Source organism: Arthrobacter sp. MSA 4-2, from assembly GCF_016405885.1.
GTDB lineage: Bacteria > Actinomycetota > Actinomycetes > Actinomycetales > Micrococcaceae > Arthrobacter_D.
Map to the genome: position 1 here is coordinate 163,449 of NZ_JAEKGC010000007.1, position 14,826 is coordinate 178,274.

Genomic DNA, 14,826 nt, shown 5'->3' on the forward strand with positions numbered 1-14,826 from the left:
GGCGGCCGGTGGAGCTGCCGGTCAGCCGCCCGCGAAGGGCGGCAGGACGTCGAGGACGTCCTGCTCGGCCAGGACCCGGCCGCGGTCACGCAGCGCCACCTCGTTCAGCAGGAAACTGCTGCGCCGCAGGACCTGCTCCATTGACGGGCTTTGGGTTCCGGCATAGCGGTCGCCGATGATAGCCAGGATGTCTTCGACGGTGGCCCCGGCGCCGTCGAGCGTTTCCTCGGCGGTGCCCGCTGCCGCGCGGGCCGCACCGAAATAGCGGATCAGCATTCAGCCACCGATCGCGCTCATCGAGCGGTCGGGCTGGATGAAGCCCTCGGCACCGAGCCCGGTCCGGGCCATCCCGTGCGCCTTGGGCTTGGCCCACATCGCCTCCTGCCACCGCCGGGCGACGGCGGCGTCGTCAGCGCCCGAGCGCAGCAGTTCCCGCAGGTCCGTCTCCTCACGGGAGAACAGGCAGCTCATCACCTTTCCCTCGGCGGTGATCCGGGTCCTGCGGCAGTCGGCGCAGAACGGCTCAGTGACGGAGGCGATGATGCCCACCGAGCCCACGACCGTCTCCGGTGCGCTGCGCCGCCGCACCTCCCACCGCTCGGCCGGCGCGCCGTCGCGGCTGCGCGGGTCGGCGGTCAGGACGAAGGCCGGTTCGAGCAGCGCGCGCATCTCGGCGGCCGTGACCATTCCGTCCCGGGTCCAGCCATGGTCGGCGTCAAGGGGCATCTGCTCGATGAACCGCAGCTCGAACCCGCGCGAGACGGCCCATTCGAGCAGCTCGGGGGCCTCATGGTCATTGATGCCGCGCATCAGCACCGCATTGATCTTCACCAGGCCCAGCCCCACCTCCGCAGCGGCCTCGATCCCGCGCAGCACCCGGTCGAGGAACGGACGCCGGGTCAGCTGGGCGAAGGTCCCGGGGTGCAGGGAGTCCATCGAGACGTTGATGCGGGTGAGTCCCGCCTCCTTCAGGAGGGCGGCCTTCCGATCGAGCCCGAGCCCGTTGGTCGTCAGGGAAATCGGAAGACCGGGGTGGGCGGTGCGCAGGTCCGAGATGATCTCCACCAGGTCCGCCCGCACCAGGGGTTCCCCACCGGTCAGGCGGAGCTCGCGCACCCCGAGGAGGTCGACGCCGATCCGCACCAGGCGCACGATTTCGGCCCGGGAGAGCACCTGCTCCTTCTGCAGCCAGTTGAGGCCCTCCGCCGGCATGCAGTAGGTGCAGCGCAGGTTGCACTTGTCGGTCAGCGACACGCGCAGATCGGTGGCGCGGCGCCCGAAGGTGTCGAGCAGGCCTCCGCCCGGATCCGTGGGTGCCGGGCCCGGCAGCCCGAGAGATATTCCCATAGTGAGAGGTTACGCCTTTTCGCATCCGCTCCACGGGCGAATATGGAGCCCTGGGACAGGCAGGTCGAGTGGCTGCTCCTCATTCAGCCCCGCCGGGGGCCGCGGAGGCCCCCGGCGGACTAGGGTTGAAGCACCGCAGCACCGCAACACCGCAGCACCCCCGGCCAAGCTCCAGCACCCAGCCCGACCCGCACCACCGCCCGCCGCCGAGACACCGACCGACCCGCCGCCGAGACATCCGCCCACGGGGCGCAGCCGAAAGGACGTCATGACCCGCAGCGTTTCCGAGCACCAGTTGGCGGTCGAACAGCTCCTAAGCGTCGGCGGCTACGCCCGCGCCGGGCGCGGAGCCGGCGCCGCGGAGTCCCTTCCGCTCAGCGCGGCTCTCGGCCGGGTCCTCGCCGCGGACGTCCATGCCCCGGTGGCCCTTCCTCCCTTCGACAACTCGCAGATGGACGGATACGCGGTGCATCTGCGCGACCTGGGGGACGGCTCGGCGGCGGCAGGAGACGGCCAGCATCCCGATGGCCACCTCCGGCTCCACGTGGGGGCGCCCGTTCCCGCCGGCAGCTCCCCGCCGCCGCTTGAGCCCGGCACCGCCGTGCCGATCATGACCGGGGCGATGGTTCCCTCCGGCACCGGCGCCGTGGTGCCGATCGAGCGCGCGGACCCGCCGCGGTTCCCCGCCCTGTCCGGAGGCCACGGCGGGCCGCCCGTGGTGCGGCTGCCCGCCGGAACCCCTGCGGGCACTTTCATTCGGCGCGCCGGCAGCGACATCGCCGCCGGGGAACTGGCCCTGGCGGCCGGGACCCTGCTGGGCCCGGCGCAGCTGGGGTTGCTGGCTGCCTGCGGCCTGGCCGAGGTCGCCGTCCGCGCGCCCTTCCGTGTCCTCCTGCTGTCCACCGGGGACGAAGTGACCGAGCCCGGCGGGCCGCTCGGGGACGGCCGGATCTACGACGCCAACACCACCCTGCTTGAGGCCGCCCTGCGGGAGGCCGGCGCCGAGGTCCTCCGGACCCGGGTCCTCTCCGACGACCCGGAGAAGCTGCGCGAGGCGCTCGACACCCCGCCCGCGGCGGAGGTCCACCTGATCCTCACCTCCGGCGGCATCAGCCAGGGCGCCTACGAGGTGGTCAAGCAGGCCCTGTCCGGCAGCGGCGTCGAGTTCCCCGTGGTGGCTCTGCAGCCCGGCGGGCCGCAGGCCATCGGCACGCTCGGCGGGGTTCCGTTCCTCGGCTTTCCCGGGAACCCCGTCAGCGCCCTCGTGTCCTTCGAAATGTTCCTCCGGCCGGCCCTGACGGCCCTGACCGGCGCGCCCGCACCGCGGGTCGCGCTTCCGGCCCGGCTCACCGCGCCGGCGTCGTCCCCGGCCGCCAAGCACCAGATCCGGCGCGGGCTGTACCGGGACGGGCAGGTCGAACTCATCGGAGGCCCTGGATCCCATCTGCTCAACGCCCTCGCGGGCTCGAACGCCCTCGTCCACTTCCCGGTCGGCCTCTCTGCGGCGGCCGCCGGCGACGAAGTGACCGTCTGGCTCATCGGCCCCGTCCCGCCGCCGGAACCTCCCGCGCCGGCCCCAACCGACCAGGAGCTGCCCTCATGACACCCAACGAACCCGCCGACGCACCCGCGCTGTCCCATGTCCGGGCCGACGGCACCGCACACATGGTCGATGTCTCCGCCAAGGCCGTGACAGCCCGCCAGGCGGTGGCACAGTCGGTCCTGGAGACCAGCGCCGGGGTCGTCGCCATGATCACCGACGGGTCGCTGCCCAAGGGGGACGCCCTCGCCGTCGCCCGCGTCGCCGGGATTATGGCCGCCAAGCACACCTCAACCCTGATCCCGCTGTGCCATCCGCTGCCGATCAGCCGCGTCTCGGTCGACTTCACCGCCGACGCGGGGACCATCACGGTGACGGCGCTGGTCAAGACGACCTCGGTGACCGGGGTCGAGATGGAGGCGCTGACCGCCGCCTCCATCGCCGCCCTGACCCTCTACGACATGATCAAGGCCGTCGACCCGCGCGCCGTGATCCGGGAGACGAAGGTCCTTTCGAAGACCGGCGGGAAGAGCGGAGACTGGAGCGTATGACCCCGCTGAGGAACGCCGCGGTGATTATCGCCTCGACCCGCGCCGCCGCCGGCGCCTACCAGGACGAATGCGGCCCCCTCGTGGCCGGCTGGCTCCTCGAGCACGGCTTCGCCGTGCAGGACGCCGAGGTGGTGCCGGACGGGGACGCCGTGGGCGAGGCCATCGGCCGGGCGCTGGCTGCCGGGCCGGCCGTGCTCATCACCAGCGGGGGCACCGGCCTGAGCGTCGACGACGCCACGCCGGAGCAGACCCTGCCCTACCTCGACCGGCAGCTGCCGGGCATCATGGAGGCGGCGCGCCGGGCGGGAGCGGACAAGGTGCCCACCGCGGCCCTGACCCGCGGCCTGGCCGGCACCGCCGGACGCACCTTCGTGATCAACCTTCCGGGCTCACCCGGGGGAGTGCGTGACGGGCTCGCCGTCCTCGAACCGCTCATCGGCCACATCTGTGCCCAGCTGGAAGGATCCCATGACCACCAGTGAAGTCGTCCGTGCCTGTGTCTCGGACACGCCCATCACCCCCGAAGAGGCCGTGGCTGCCGTGGACTCCCCGCGGTGCGGCGCCGCGGTCTCCTTCAGCGGCGTCGTGAGGAACCACGACGGCGGGCGGGAGGTCACCTCGCTGACCTACACCTCCCACCCCAGCGCCGAGCGGGTCATCGCCGAGGTCGCGGCCGAAATCGCCGCCCGGCACGTCGGCGTGCGCCTTTGGGTGGCGCACCGGATCGGCCCGCTCGAAATCGGCGACTCGGCCCTCGTGGCCGCCGTCGCCGCCGCCCACCGTGGCGCGGCCTTCGCGGCCTGCTCGGAACTCGTCGACGCCGTCAAGGAGCGCGTGCCGGTCTGGAAGGAACAGTTCTTCACCGACGGCACCGTGGAATGGGTCGGCGCCGGGTAGGAACAGTAGGCTGGGAGGCATGACGCAGGAACTCCCGGTTGCAGTGCTCGGCGCCTCGGGGCGCATGGGCTCCGAGGCGGTCGCCGCCATCGAGGCCGCGGAGGACCTCTCCCTCGTGGCGGCACTGGGCCGGGGGGATGACCTTGCCACCCTGGTCTCCTCCGGCGCCCGGGTGGTGCTCGACCTGACCGTGCCCGAGGCGACCTATGACAATGTCTGCTTCGCCGTCGAGCACGGCCTTCACGCCGTCGTCGGAACCACCGGCTGGACCCCCGAACGGCTCGACGGGCTGGGCGCCCTGCTCGAGCGCACCCCGTCCACCGGTGTGCTGATCGCCCCGAACTTCGCCCTGGGCTCGGTGCTGGCCACGGCGTTCGCCGCCCAGGCCGCCCGGTACTTCGAATCCGTGGAGATCATCGAACTCCACCACCCCGACAAGGTGGACGCCCCCTCGGGGACGGCCCTGCGCACCGCACAGCTCATCAGCGCGGCGCGCGGCGCGGCCGGAGTGCCCGCCGCCCCCGATGCGACGGCGGGCGGCCTCGCCGGGGCCCGGGGCGCGGACGCCGACGGCATCCCCGTCCACTCGGTGCGCCTGCGCGGGCTCACGGCCCACCAGGAGGTGCTGCTGGGCAGTCCGGGCGAGCAGCTGACCATCCGCCACGACTCCTTCGACCGAGCCTCCTTCATGCCCGGCGTCCTGCTCGGGCTTCGGAGCGTGGCCTCCCATCCCGGCCTCACGGTCGGCCTCGAGGGCTACCTCGACCTCGCAACGAACAAGGACCCCCATGCTTGAGACCTTCCGCCGTCACCGGGTAAAGATCGGCGTCGTCTTCGTCACCCTCCTGCTGGTGCTCTGGCTGGCCGTCACGTTCCAGCGCGGCGTCCTGCTGCTCGGCGACCCCTCACCGGTGGCCAAAGCCCTGGGCGCGGGGTACCTGTTCCTGCCGATGATCGGGGCCTGGGCCCTGATCCGCGAACTGCTTTTCGGCGCCCAGACGGAGCGCATGGCGAAGGTCCTCGAGGCCGAGGGCGGACTGCCCGTTGACGACCTGCCGCGCACCCCTGCCGGACGGATCGTCCGCGCCGCAGCCGACGAGCGCTTCCCCCGGTACCAGGCGGAGGTCGAGAACGACCCGGAGAACTGGCGCAGCTGGTTCCGGCTCTCCTGCGCCTACGATGCCGCCGGTGACCGCACCCGCGCCCGGAAGGCAATGCGCGACGCCGCCCGCCTGTTCCGCTGAGCCCGGCGGGTCCGGCACCGGCAGGGAGCCGGGCCAGGTGTCAGCTCTGGGGTTTGCCCCGGTGGCGGGGCCGGCTGACACCTGCCCGCCGTCCCGCGGTGGGTCAGCGCCGGTCCGGACGCGACGCCGGGTGCCCGCCGCTCCTGGCGGCCTGTGCCGCCCCCGAGGCGATCAGCTCAAGGGGGCCGCGGGCGTGGATCCGCTGGAACAGGATGCCGAGTGCCACCGCACCCAGCGCCTGGAACCAGAACACCGGAGCGGGATCAAGCACGGGCTCCTGCTGGTCGACCCAGCTCATGACGCAGATGTGGAGCGAATACAGGGTCAGGGTCATCGCCCCCGGCGCCGAGAGCGGAAGAAGCAGCTGCCGGTAGCGGCGGGTGATCAGCAGGCAGATCCCGGTCACCGCGGCGGCGGTCCCGGCCGTATGCAGCAGGTCGAAGGGCGTCCCGGAATGCGGGGTGCTGACGGCCAGCCACCACCACGACCCGGTCGAGTTGAGGCCCCCGATCCCCACCTGCAGCATCGCCTCAAGGGGGTAGCGCGTTCCGTCCGGCGTTCGGAGCAGCGCGTCGAGGCCGCCGGCGGGGCCGAGCAGGTAGCCGCTGGCCGCCTTCGCGGCAACGGCGGCCGCGGCGCCGCCGAGGATCAACGCGGCCTGGACGCCCAGCCGGGCGAGGTCGAGGCGTCCGATCACCACCCCGATGAGGAGATAGCTCAGCCACTGCAGCGCCGGGTAGTACCCGGTGACGAAGACGTCGGCCAGCAGTGTCGCCGGCTCAAGGAAGTGTTCCCAGACCGGATTCCCGTCGAGCGAGGGCGGATTGAGCGTCCCCTCGATCCAGGGGCGCAGGAGGAAGGCCGCGACGGGGGAGAGCAGCAGCCAGCCTGCCGCCCAGGCCGCGAGGACCGGCAGCCGCAGGCCCAGGAAGGGAAGGGCCAGCAGGAACAGGATCCCGTAGTGGAAGAGGATGATGGCGATGTTCGTCTCGACGCCGCCGAGCACGAGCCCGACGGCGGCGATGATGACGGCGCGCACGGCGATCCCGCGGCGGTCCTGCGAGAGGACCCCCGACCGGTGCGGAGTGCTTCCGCCCGTCAGCAGTGCGAGCCCGATCCCTGCCACCACGGCGAACAGGGCCGACGCCCGCCCCGTGAAGAGCAGCGCGACCCACGACGGCTCGGCCGTCCCGGGGACGTACAGGGGAACGATGTGGGTGCTCATCATTCCGAAAAGGGCAATGCCGCGGGCTGCGTCGAGACCGGTCAGACGCCGTACGGCCGGGGAGGACACCATCCCTCGATCGTCTCACAGTGGCCCGCCGCGGCGGGTGTTCCACCCGAGGCTTCGGCGGCCCCGCCCTGCACCCCGCGGCCCGAACAGGTAACGTTTTACCCATGGTTGAAACCCTCCCCTCAAACCCGTTCGGCACGCTGGTCACCGCAATGGTCACCCCGTTCACAGCCGACGGGGCGGTGGACCTCGACGGAGCCGCCGCCCTGGCGTCGCGGCTCGTCGACGACGGCTGCGACGGCCTCGTCGTCTCCGGCACCACAGGGGAGACCTCGACCCTTGAGGACTCGGAGAAGGAAGACCTGTTCCGCGTCGTCGCCCAGGCCGTCGGCGGCCGGGCGAGGGTGATCGCCGGAACCGGCACCAACCACACCTCGCACTCGGTGGAGATGGCGCACCGTGCCGTCCGTGCCGGCGCCGACGCCCAGCTGGTTGTTACCCCGTATTACAACAAGCCAACCCAGGCCGGGGTCCTCGCGCATTTCACCGCCGTCGCCGACGCGACCGACCTGCCGATCATGGTCTACGACATTCCGGGCCGCGCCGGTATCCCCATTGCCACCGAGACGATGATCCGGCTGGCGGACCACCCGGCGGTCCTCGCACTCAAGGACGCCAAGGGCGACTTCGGCGAGGTGACGAGGGTGCTGGCCAACACCGACCTCGCCGTCTACTCGGGCGACGACGGCCTCACCCTGCCCTGGATGGCGGCCGGGGCCGTCGGCGTCGTCAGCGTCACCGCCCACGTGGCCACCGCCCAGTTCCGGGCGCTCGTGGACGCGGCCGCGGCCGGGGACTTCGCCACCGCCCGGCGCCTTCACTTCGAGCTGGACCCGGTGATCCGCGCCGTGATGACCCATCTTCCCGGGGCGATCTCCGCCAAGCAGATCCTCCACCGCCAAGGCACCCTCGCGGGCGCCGCCGTCCGCCTGCCGCTTGTCGCTCCGACCCCGGCGGAGCTCGAGCCGGTGTTCGCGGACCTCGCCGAGGCCGGGTGGGACCTCCCGCCGGCCGCGCCCTCGCAGGCTGCCGGAGCGCGCGCATGAGCCCCACCGCCCCGCTGGCCCCGGCGCCCCCGCTCGCCGACGGAACACTCCGCATCGTCGCGCTCGGAGGCCTCGGGGAAATCGGCCGCAACATGGCGGTGTTCGAGCTGAACGGCAAGCTGCTCATCGTCGACTGCGGGGTGCTCTTCCCCGAGGAGCACCAGCCCGGCGTCGACCTGATCCTGCCCGACTTCTCCTACCTCGAGGGCCGCCTCGACGACGTCGTCGGCCTCGTCCTGACGCACGGCCACGAGGACCACATCGGGGCCGTGCCCTACCTGCTGCGGCTCAAGGAGGACATTCCGCTCATCGGTTCCCAGCTCACCCTGGCCCTGATCGAGGCGAAGCTGCAGGAACACCGCATCCGCCCCTACACCCTCACGGTGTCCGAGGGGCAGATCGAACAGTTCGGCCCCTTCGAGTGCGAGTTCGTCGCGGTGAACCACTCGATCCCGGACGCGCTGGCGGTGTTTCTCCGCACCGAGGCCGGAAACGTGCTTCACACCGGCGACTTCAAGATGGACCAGCTTCCCCTCGACGGGCGCATCACCGACCTGCGCGCCTTCTCCCGGCTGGGGGAGGAAGGCGTCGACCTGTTCCTCGTCGACTCGACCAACGCCGACGTGCCCGGCTTCACCGCCGCCGAGCGGGAGATCGGGCCGGTCCTCGAGCGGCTGTTCGCCGACGTCCGCAAGCGGATCATCGTGGCCTCCTTCTCCTCCCACGTGCACCGGGTCCAGCAGGTCCTCGACGCCGCACACGCCCACGGACGCTTCGTCTGCTTCGCCGGGCGCTCCATGGTGCGCAATATGGGCATCGCCGCCCGACTGGGCTACCTCCAGGTGCCCGAGGGCATCCTCGTCGACCTCAAGGACGTGGACAACCTGCCCGACGATCGGGTGGTGCTGATGTCCACCGGCTCCCAGGGCGAACCCATGGCGGCCCTGTCCCGGATGGCCAACGGCGACCACCGCATCACGGTGGGCCCGGGCGACACGGTGATCCTTGCGTCCTCGCTCATTCCCGGCAATGAAAACGCGGTGTTCCGGGTCATCAACGGCCTGCTGAAGCTCGGCGCGGACGTCGTCCACAAGGGCAACGCCCGGGTCCACGTCTCCGGCCACGCGGCGGCGGGGGAGCTACTCTACTGCTACAACATCCTGAAGCCGCGCAATGTGATGCCGGTCCACGGGGAGACCCGCCACCTCATCGCCAACGGCCGGCTCGCCGAGCTGACGGGGGTTCCGGCGGAGAACGTGATCCTCGCCGACAACGGCTCGGTCATCGACCTCGTCGGAGGGAAGGCGCGGACTGTCGGTGCCGTGGAGTGCGGCTTCGTGTACGTCGACGGATCCAGCGTCGGCGAGATCACCGACGCCGACCTCAAGGACCGCCGCATCCTCGGCGAGGAGGGGTTCATCTCCATCGTGGCCGTCGTCAACCGCACCACCGGCAAGATCGTCTCCGGCCCGGACATCCACGCCCGCGGCTTCGCCGAGGACGACTCGGTGTTCGACGAGATCACCCCCAAGCTCAACGCCGCCCTCGAAGAGGCGGTTCGCAGCAACACCGACCACACCACGTACCAGCTCCAGCAGGTGGTGCGCCGGGTCATCGGCACGTGGGTGAACCGCCGTTACCGCCGCCGCCCGATGATTATCCCGGTGGTCCTGGAGGCCTGACCCGGCGTCCCGCCCCGCTCCGCGGCCGGAGAGGCCGGGGTCCCTGCGTGCCCCGGAAACCGCGTATATTCCGGTGAACGCGGGCCCCGTCCGGTACCGTAGCAGTATGGCGACTCGTACTTCCCCTGCCCCGCGGGGCCCCCAGCGATCGCGCGGCAAGGCCGTGCCCGCTGGACGCTCAACGTCGGGCCGGGGTTCCTCCAGCGCCAGGACGCAGACCACCAAGGCTCTCGCGGTGCCGGCCGATGACCGGCCGCCGCTTCCAGTCCGCGCCGTGCGCGGAGCCTGGCTGGGCGTCGCCCGGATGACCGGCGCAGGGGTCCGGAAGTTCGGCCACGAGGTCCACCCGGAGCGCGAACTGCGCCGGGACGGCACCGGATTCTTCCTGCTGCTGCTGGCCGTGGCCGTCGCCGCCGTCGAGTGGTGGGCCCTCAAGGGCCCGGGCGCCGACGTCGTCCACGCCGTCGCCGGCGGGACCTTCGGCTGGATGGCGCTGCTGATCCCCTTCCTGCTCGGCATCGGCGCGGTGCGCCTTTTCCGCTACCCCGAGGCGCACCGGGCCAACAACCGGATCGCCATCGGCCTGCTGATCCTCCTGTTCGCCGGTTCCGGCATCTCCCACCTCGTCGGCGGCCAGCCGGGCCTCTCCGCGGGCCTGCCGCTGCTGTGGCGCGCCGGGGGAGTCGTCGGCTTCCTGGTGGCCGGTCCGCTCAGCTCCGTGCTCACCCCCTGGCCGGTCGGTGTGCTGCTCGGCTTCGTCGTCTTCGTGAGCCTCCTGATCATCACCGCCACGCCCTTCCGCCACATTCCCGACCGGCTTCGGAGCCTGTACGAGCACCTGATGGGCCAGGACCTGATCGAGGCCGCCGACCGCGACGGCCACGACCAGAGCTACCTCTACGAGTCGCACGGCTCGACCGCCGTGAAGCCAAAATCGAAGCGCAAGGAACGCCAGGCGAAGAACCGCGGCGACGATCCGGCCGAGGACCCGTCCTCCGACGGGTTCGTCGGCGACGAGGCGTTCGAACGCGCCCTGATCGAGGACGAGGAACGCAAGGCCCGCGAGGCCGAGCGGCAGATCCCCGCCGGCGTGCGCCGCCCCACCCAGCAGGAACTCGCAACCGAAAAGATCAAGCGCGCCCAGGGCCTGGGGGACGAACCCGCGGGCGAGCCCGCCACCGAAGCGATCGACGTCGTGCCGGCCGCCAAGGCCCTCATCGTGCCCTCCACCCCCGTCCAGCCGCAGACCCCGCCCTCGCCGATCCCGCAGCGCACCGAGCAGCTCCAGCTGGCCGGGGACGTCGCCTACACCCTGCCGCCCTCGGACTACCTTCCGGCGGGCACCCCGCCCAAGGAACGCTCCGAGGCCAACGATGCCGTCGTCGCCGCCCTGACGCACACCCTCGAGCAGTTCAACGTCGACGCCAAGGTCACCGGCTTCTCCCGCGGCCCCACGGTGACCCGCTACGAGATCGAACTCGCCTCCGGCACTAAGGTGGAGCGGGTCACCGCCCTGTCGAAGAACATCTCCTATGCCGTCGCCAGCTCGGACGTGCGCATCCTGTCGCCGATCCCCGGCAAGTCGGCGATCGGCATCGAGATCCCGAACACCGACCGCGAGACCGTCTCCCTCGGGGACGTGCTGCGCTCGGGCAACGCCCGCAAGACCGAACACCCGATGGTGATGGGCGTCGGCAAGGACGTCGAGGGCGGCTTCGTCGTCGCGAACCTCGCCAAGATGCCCCACCTGCTCGTCGCGGGCGCCACCGGTGCCGGCAAGTCCTCCTTCGTGAACTCAATGATCACCTCGATTCTGATGCGGTCCACCCCGGACGAGGTCCGCATGGTCATGGTCGACCCGAAGCGCGTGGAGCTCACGGCCTACGAGGGCGTTCCGCACCTGATCACCCCGATCATCACCAGCCCCAAGAAGGCCGCCGAGGCCCTGCAGTGGGTGGTCCGAGAGATGGACACCCGCTACGACGACCTCGCCAACTACGGGTTCAAGCACATCGACGACTTCAATAAGGCCGTCCGCAACGGCAAGGTCGTACCTCCCGAGGGCTCCAAGCGCGTGGTGCGCCCCTACCCGTACCTGCTCGTGATCGTGGACGAGCTCGCGGACCTGATGATGGTCGCCCCGCGCGACGTCGAAGACTCGATCGTGCGCATCACCCAGCTGGCCCGTGCCGCGGGCATCCACCTGGTCCTGGCCACGCAGCGGCCCTCCGTCGACGTTGTCACCGGCCTGATCAAGGCGAACGTCCCCTCCAGGATGGCCTTCGCGACCTCCTCGGTCACCGACTCCCGCGTGGTGCTCGACCAGCCCGGAGCCGAGAAGCTGATCGGCCAGGGCGACGCCCTGTTCCTGCCCATGGGCGCCTCCAAGCCCATCCGCGTCCAGGGCGCCTGGGTCACGGAGTCGGAGATCCACCGCGTGGTCGAGCACGTCAAGGGCCAGCTCGGGGCGGTGTACCGCGAGGACGTCGCCGTCGAGGCGCCCAAGAAGCAGATCGACGACGACATCGGAGACGACCTGGAGGTGCTGCTGCAGGCCACCGAGCTGGTGGTGACGACCCAGTTCGGGTCGACCTCGATGCTCCAGCGCAAGCTGCGGGTCGGCTTCGCCAAGGCCGGCCGGCTCATGGACCTGCTCGAGTCCCGCGGCGTCGTGGGCCCCTCGGAGGGCTCAAAGGCGCGCGACGTGCTCGTCAAGCCGGACGACCTCGCGCCGGTGCTCGCCGCCATGCGCGGCGATGAAGGCGCCGCCGTGCCGCCGGCGTCCGCCGCCGCTGCCGCACCGGCCGCGGCCCCCGTCGACCTCGTGGCCGACGACCTCGCAGCGCGCTCCCAGGCGGTCGAATGGAACGACGGAAATGACGACGCCGAAGAGGACGGCGAGGACGCCTGGAGCCTCACGGGAAGGTAGCCTTATCGCGTGATGAACACCCCAGCCAAAGAAGTGCCCGTTCTGAATATCGCGAACATCCTCACTGTCGTGCGGATCGTGCTCGTCCCCTTCTTCGTCTGGTTTCTCGCCGCCGATGAAAGCACGGGCGGGCTGTTCCGCTGGCTTGCTGTGATCACCTTCGCCGTGGCGATCTACACCGACAAGCTCGACGGCGACCTCGCGCGCAGCCGCGGGCTGATCACCGACTTCGGGAAGATCGCCGACCCGATCGCCGACAAGCTGCTGATCGGCTCGGCACTGATCATGCTCTCGATCCTGGGCGAGCTCTGGTGGTGGGTCACCATCGTGATCCTCGTCCGCGAAGTGGGCATCACCCTGCTGCGTTTCGCCGTGATCCGCTACGGCGTCATGCCGGCCTCGCGCGGGGGCAAGCTCAAGACCGTCGTCCAGACAGTGGCCATCCTGGTCTTCCTCCTCCCATTCGCCAGCACCCCCGGCGCGTGGGGCTGGTGGATCGCGGCGGCCTTCATGGCGGCGGCCCTGGTGATCACTGTGGTGACCGGCCTCGACTACATCCGGCAGGCCGCACAGCTGCGTGCCAAGGCCCGCTCCAACGGACAGCAGTGAACGCTGCCGACGTCGTGGCGGCCGCCCTGGCCGCGCACGTCACCGTCGGGACCGCCGAATCCCTGACCGCCGGGCAGGTATCGGCGGCGCTGGCCGATGTGCCGGGAGCGTCAGGAACGCTGCGCGGCGGGGTCGTCGCCTATGCCAACGAAGTGAAGCGGGACGTGCTCGGAGTCGATGCGGCGCTGCTCGACTCTGCGGGCTCGGTGGATCCCGGCGTCGCCGCCCAGATGGCCGAGGGTGCCCGCCGGGTGCTCGGCGTTGATGCCGCTGTCTCCACCACCGGAGTGGCAGGGCCAGCCCCGCACGACGGGCAGCCGGTGGGCACCGTTTTCATCGCCGTGGCCACCGCGGGCGGGACCGAGGTGCGAAGGTTCGGCTTCCCCGGCGGACGGGAGTCGGTGCGTGCTGCGTCCTGCGGAGCCGCCCTGGACCTGCTCGGGGCGGCCATCCTAAGGGAACAAATGTGAAGACACACTAGTTATCTATACAGCGAGCCGTTGATAAGGTTGACGACTCAGGCCCAAAGAAGCTCGGGCCGGACCGACTATGCATTCTCCGCTTCCCGGCGGGTCCGCATTTATGAGGGAGCAAGGCGATACAGATGGTAAGACAACCCGTATCCGTAAACGGCGTGGTCCGTTGGCGTGATGTGGGGTTGGCAGATGACGCACAACGCAAGCCAAAGGAGCGCAAAATGGTCGTACTACGCCATGAGATCGGAGACGTCCTCCGGGACGTCCGCCAGCGCCAGGGCCGTACGCTGCGTGAAGTCTCCCACAGTGCAAGGGTTTCCCTGGGTTACCTGAGCGAAGTGGAGCGCGGCCAGAAGGAAGCGTCATCTGAACTCCTCTCATCAATCTGCAGCGCGCTGGACGTACCACTGTCCTCGATGCTGCGGGAGGTCAGCGACCGGCTCGCGGAGGCGGAGGGTGTTTCGGTACCGGACACCGTTCCGCAGGAATTCTCCCGCGAGTTCGAGAACAACATCCCCGACGATCTCACCGAAAACTTCCGCAGGGGCCTGGCGGCAACGAACCGCTAGGCAGCAGCGACTCACAAGGACCCGCCCACCGGCGGGTCCTGCTGCCTTTAAGGCGCGGCTTCAACCACGTGGCTTCCTCCCGCTGGGGGGTGCGGCCCTCAACGCCCGGCAGAGGGGCCTACCAGTTGTCCTTGGCGTAGGTGGCATTGAGCTGGGCGATCAGGTGGCCAAGCTGCTCGAGGTCGGAGACGTCCCAGTCCGCCATCAGCTCGTGGAAGGCCTGCTTGCGGGCGGTCTGGGCGTTCACCAGCTGCTGCGTGCCTGCCGGTGTCAGCGAAATGGCCTGGGCGCGGCCGTCAAGCGGATCCGCCTCCTTCTGCACGAGGCCGAGCTGTTCGAGCATGGCAATCTGCCGGCTTACCGACGGTTTGCCCACCCCAACGCTCGCGGCAATGTCGGTGAGCCGCATCGAGCCCTCCTGCTGAAGGATAACGAGGAGACCGTAGGCGGCAGGCTCCATCTCCGGGTGCACCCTGCGGGCCACCTTGTAGGAGTTGGACCGGGCGCGCCTCCAGAGCATACTGAGTTGCTGCTCAAGCGCCACGATGGCGGAATCCACTGCGGCGTCGGTAGTGCTGGGGTCAGGGGTCATACCGCTTATTCTATGGTTCGCGGTCCCTCCAGCCGCCCCGCTGCGGGTAA

Annotated in this window: 16 protein-coding genes; 12 read left to right on the forward strand and 4 right to left on the reverse strand. The window is 70.6% G+C overall.

The window, feature by feature from the left end; translation table 11 throughout:
• Positions 1-21: 21 nt before the first annotated feature.
• Positions 22-276, reverse strand: a complete 255-nt coding sequence (locus I6N91_RS09775; RefSeq protein WP_198812371.1) for a MoaD/ThiS family protein — start codon at positions 274-276, stop codon at positions 22-24.
• Entirely contained in the window at positions 277-1,347 is a 1,071-nt protein-coding gene (moaA, locus tag I6N91_RS09780; RefSeq protein WP_198812372.1) for a GTP 3',8-cyclase MoaA, read from the reverse strand.
• Positions 1,348-1,615: 268 nt separating this feature from the next.
• On the opposite strand from moaA, the gene glp reads away from it, so the two are divergent.
• Genes glp through I6N91_RS09810 form a run of 6 tightly spaced genes read left to right on the forward strand, consistent with a single transcriptional unit; the run spans position 1,616 to position 5,579 of the window.
• Entirely contained in the window at positions 1,616-2,950 is a 1,335-nt protein-coding gene (gene glp / locus I6N91_RS09785; RefSeq protein WP_198812373.1) for a gephyrin-like molybdotransferase Glp, read from the forward strand.
• Positions 2,947-3,438, forward strand: coding sequence for a cyclic pyranopterin monophosphate synthase MoaC (gene moaC, locus I6N91_RS09790; RefSeq protein WP_198812374.1), 492 nt, complete (start codon positions 2,947-2,949; stop codon positions 3,436-3,438). The genes glp and moaC overlap by 4 nt, the downstream gene beginning before the upstream one ends.
• Positions 3,435-3,920, forward strand: a complete 486-nt coding sequence (locus I6N91_RS09795; RefSeq protein WP_198812375.1) for a molybdenum cofactor biosynthesis protein B — start codon at positions 3,435-3,437, stop codon at positions 3,918-3,920. The genes moaC and I6N91_RS09795 overlap by 4 nt, the downstream gene beginning before the upstream one ends.
• Entirely contained in the window at positions 3,907-4,335 is a 429-nt protein-coding gene (locus tag I6N91_RS09800; RefSeq protein WP_198812376.1) for a molybdenum cofactor biosynthesis protein MoaE, read from the forward strand. The genes I6N91_RS09795 and I6N91_RS09800 overlap by 14 nt, the downstream gene beginning before the upstream one ends.
• A gap of 19 nt (positions 4,336-4,354) precedes the next feature.
• A complete protein-coding gene (gene dapB / locus I6N91_RS09805; RefSeq protein ID WP_198812377.1) occupies positions 4,355-5,131 on the forward strand; it encodes a 4-hydroxy-tetrahydrodipicolinate reductase in 777 nt (258 codons plus the stop codon).
• Positions 5,124-5,579, forward strand: a complete 456-nt coding sequence (locus tag I6N91_RS09810; protein WP_198812378.1) for a tetratricopeptide repeat protein — start codon at positions 5,124-5,126, stop codon at positions 5,577-5,579. The genes dapB and I6N91_RS09810 overlap by 8 nt, the downstream gene beginning before the upstream one ends.
• Before the next feature lie 103 nt (positions 5,580-5,682).
• Here I6N91_RS09810 and I6N91_RS09815 read toward each other — a convergent pair whose 3' ends face one another.
• Positions 5,683-6,876 carry a heparan-alpha-glucosaminide N-acetyltransferase domain-containing protein gene (locus I6N91_RS09815; protein WP_198812379.1) on the reverse strand — a complete coding sequence of 398 codons (1,194 nt, stop codon included), beginning with the start codon at positions 6,874-6,876 and terminating at the stop codon, positions 5,683-5,685.
• 101 nt (positions 6,877-6,977) lie between these two features.
• Here I6N91_RS09815 and dapA point away from each other — a divergent pair, with 101 nt between their 5' ends.
• The 6 genes from dapA (at position 6,978) to I6N91_RS09845 (ending at position 14,184) form a co-directional block, all read left to right on the forward strand.
• Positions 6,978-7,919, forward strand: coding sequence for a 4-hydroxy-tetrahydrodipicolinate synthase (dapA, locus tag I6N91_RS09820; protein ID WP_198812380.1), 942 nt, complete (start codon positions 6,978-6,980; stop codon positions 7,917-7,919).
• Positions 7,916-9,601, forward strand: a complete 1,686-nt coding sequence (locus I6N91_RS09825; RefSeq protein ID WP_198812381.1) for a ribonuclease J — start codon at positions 7,916-7,918, stop codon at positions 9,599-9,601. Before dapA ends, I6N91_RS09825 begins: the two co-directional genes overlap by 4 nt.
• Positions 9,602-9,707: 106 nt before the next feature.
• Positions 9,708-12,530, forward strand: coding sequence for a DNA translocase FtsK (locus tag I6N91_RS09830; RefSeq protein WP_198812382.1), 2,823 nt, complete (start codon positions 9,708-9,710; stop codon positions 12,528-12,530).
• A gap of 12 nt (positions 12,531-12,542) precedes the next feature.
• Positions 12,543-13,139, forward strand: a complete 597-nt coding sequence (gene pgsA / locus I6N91_RS09835; protein WP_198812436.1) for a CDP-diacylglycerol--glycerol-3-phosphate 3-phosphatidyltransferase — start codon at positions 12,543-12,545, stop codon at positions 13,137-13,139.
• The gene (locus I6N91_RS09840; RefSeq protein ID WP_198812383.1) at positions 13,136-13,609 is read left to right on the forward strand and encodes a CinA family protein; all 474 of its coding nucleotides are present in this window, start codon (positions 13,136-13,138) and stop codon (positions 13,607-13,609) included. Before pgsA ends, I6N91_RS09840 begins: the two co-directional genes overlap by 4 nt.
• A 134-nt stretch (positions 13,610-13,743) precedes the next feature.
• Complete coding sequence (locus tag I6N91_RS09845; RefSeq protein WP_120166579.1) at positions 13,744-14,184, forward strand: helix-turn-helix domain-containing protein; 441 nt, start codon at positions 13,744-13,746, stop codon at positions 14,182-14,184.
• Between the two features lie 118 nt (positions 14,185-14,302).
• Here the strand turns inward: I6N91_RS09845 and I6N91_RS09850 are convergent, their stop codons facing one another.
• Positions 14,303-14,776 (reverse strand): MarR family winged helix-turn-helix transcriptional regulator, encoded by a 474-nt coding sequence (locus I6N91_RS09850; RefSeq protein ID WP_120166577.1) that lies wholly within the window; start codon positions 14,774-14,776, stop codon positions 14,303-14,305.
• Positions 14,777-14,826 lie beyond the last annotated feature (50 nt).

Bases quoted from the DNA above. Each gene is read 5' to 3' on its own strand.
- moaA (WP_198812372.1), bottom strand. From the start codon at position 1,347: ATGGGAATATCTCTCGGGCTGCCGGGCCCGGCACCCACGGATCCGGGC.
- glp (WP_198812373.1), top strand. From the start codon at position 1,616: ATGACCCGCAGCGTTTCCGAGCACCAGTTGGCGGTCGAACAGCTCCTA.
- pgsA (WP_198812436.1), top strand. From the start codon at position 12,543: ATGAACACCCCAGCCAAAGAAGTGCCCGTTCTGAATATCGCGAACATC.
- I6N91_RS09815 (WP_198812379.1), bottom strand. From the start codon at position 6,876: ATGGTGTCCTCCCCGGCCGTACGGCGTCTGACCGGTCTCGACGCAGCC.
- I6N91_RS09775 (WP_198812371.1), bottom strand. From the start codon at position 276: ATGCTGATCCGCTATTTCGGTGCGGCCCGCGCGGCAGCGGGCACCGCC.
- I6N91_RS09845 (WP_120166579.1), top strand. From the start codon at position 13,744: ATGGTAAGACAACCCGTATCCGTAAACGGCGTGGTCCGTTGGCGTGAT.
- dapA (WP_198812380.1), top strand. From the start codon at position 6,978: ATGGTTGAAACCCTCCCCTCAAACCCGTTCGGCACGCTGGTCACCGCA.
- I6N91_RS09850 (WP_120166577.1), bottom strand. From the start codon at position 14,776: ATGACCCCTGACCCCAGCACTACCGACGCCGCAGTGGATTCCGCCATC.
- I6N91_RS09825 (WP_198812381.1), top strand. From the start codon at position 7,916: ATGAGCCCCACCGCCCCGCTGGCCCCGGCGCCCCCGCTCGCCGACGGA.
- moaC (WP_198812374.1), top strand. From the start codon at position 2,947: ATGACACCCAACGAACCCGCCGACGCACCCGCGCTGTCCCATGTCCGG.
- I6N91_RS09830 (WP_198812382.1), top strand. From the start codon at position 9,708: ATGGCGACTCGTACTTCCCCTGCCCCGCGGGGCCCCCAGCGATCGCGC.
- I6N91_RS09800 (WP_198812376.1), top strand. From the start codon at position 3,907: ATGACCACCAGTGAAGTCGTCCGTGCCTGTGTCTCGGACACGCCCATC.
- I6N91_RS09810 (WP_198812378.1), top strand. From the start codon at position 5,124: ATGCTTGAGACCTTCCGCCGTCACCGGGTAAAGATCGGCGTCGTCTTC.
- I6N91_RS09795 (WP_198812375.1), top strand. From the start codon at position 3,435: ATGACCCCGCTGAGGAACGCCGCGGTGATTATCGCCTCGACCCGCGCC.
- dapB (WP_198812377.1), top strand. From the start codon at position 4,355: ATGACGCAGGAACTCCCGGTTGCAGTGCTCGGCGCCTCGGGGCGCATG.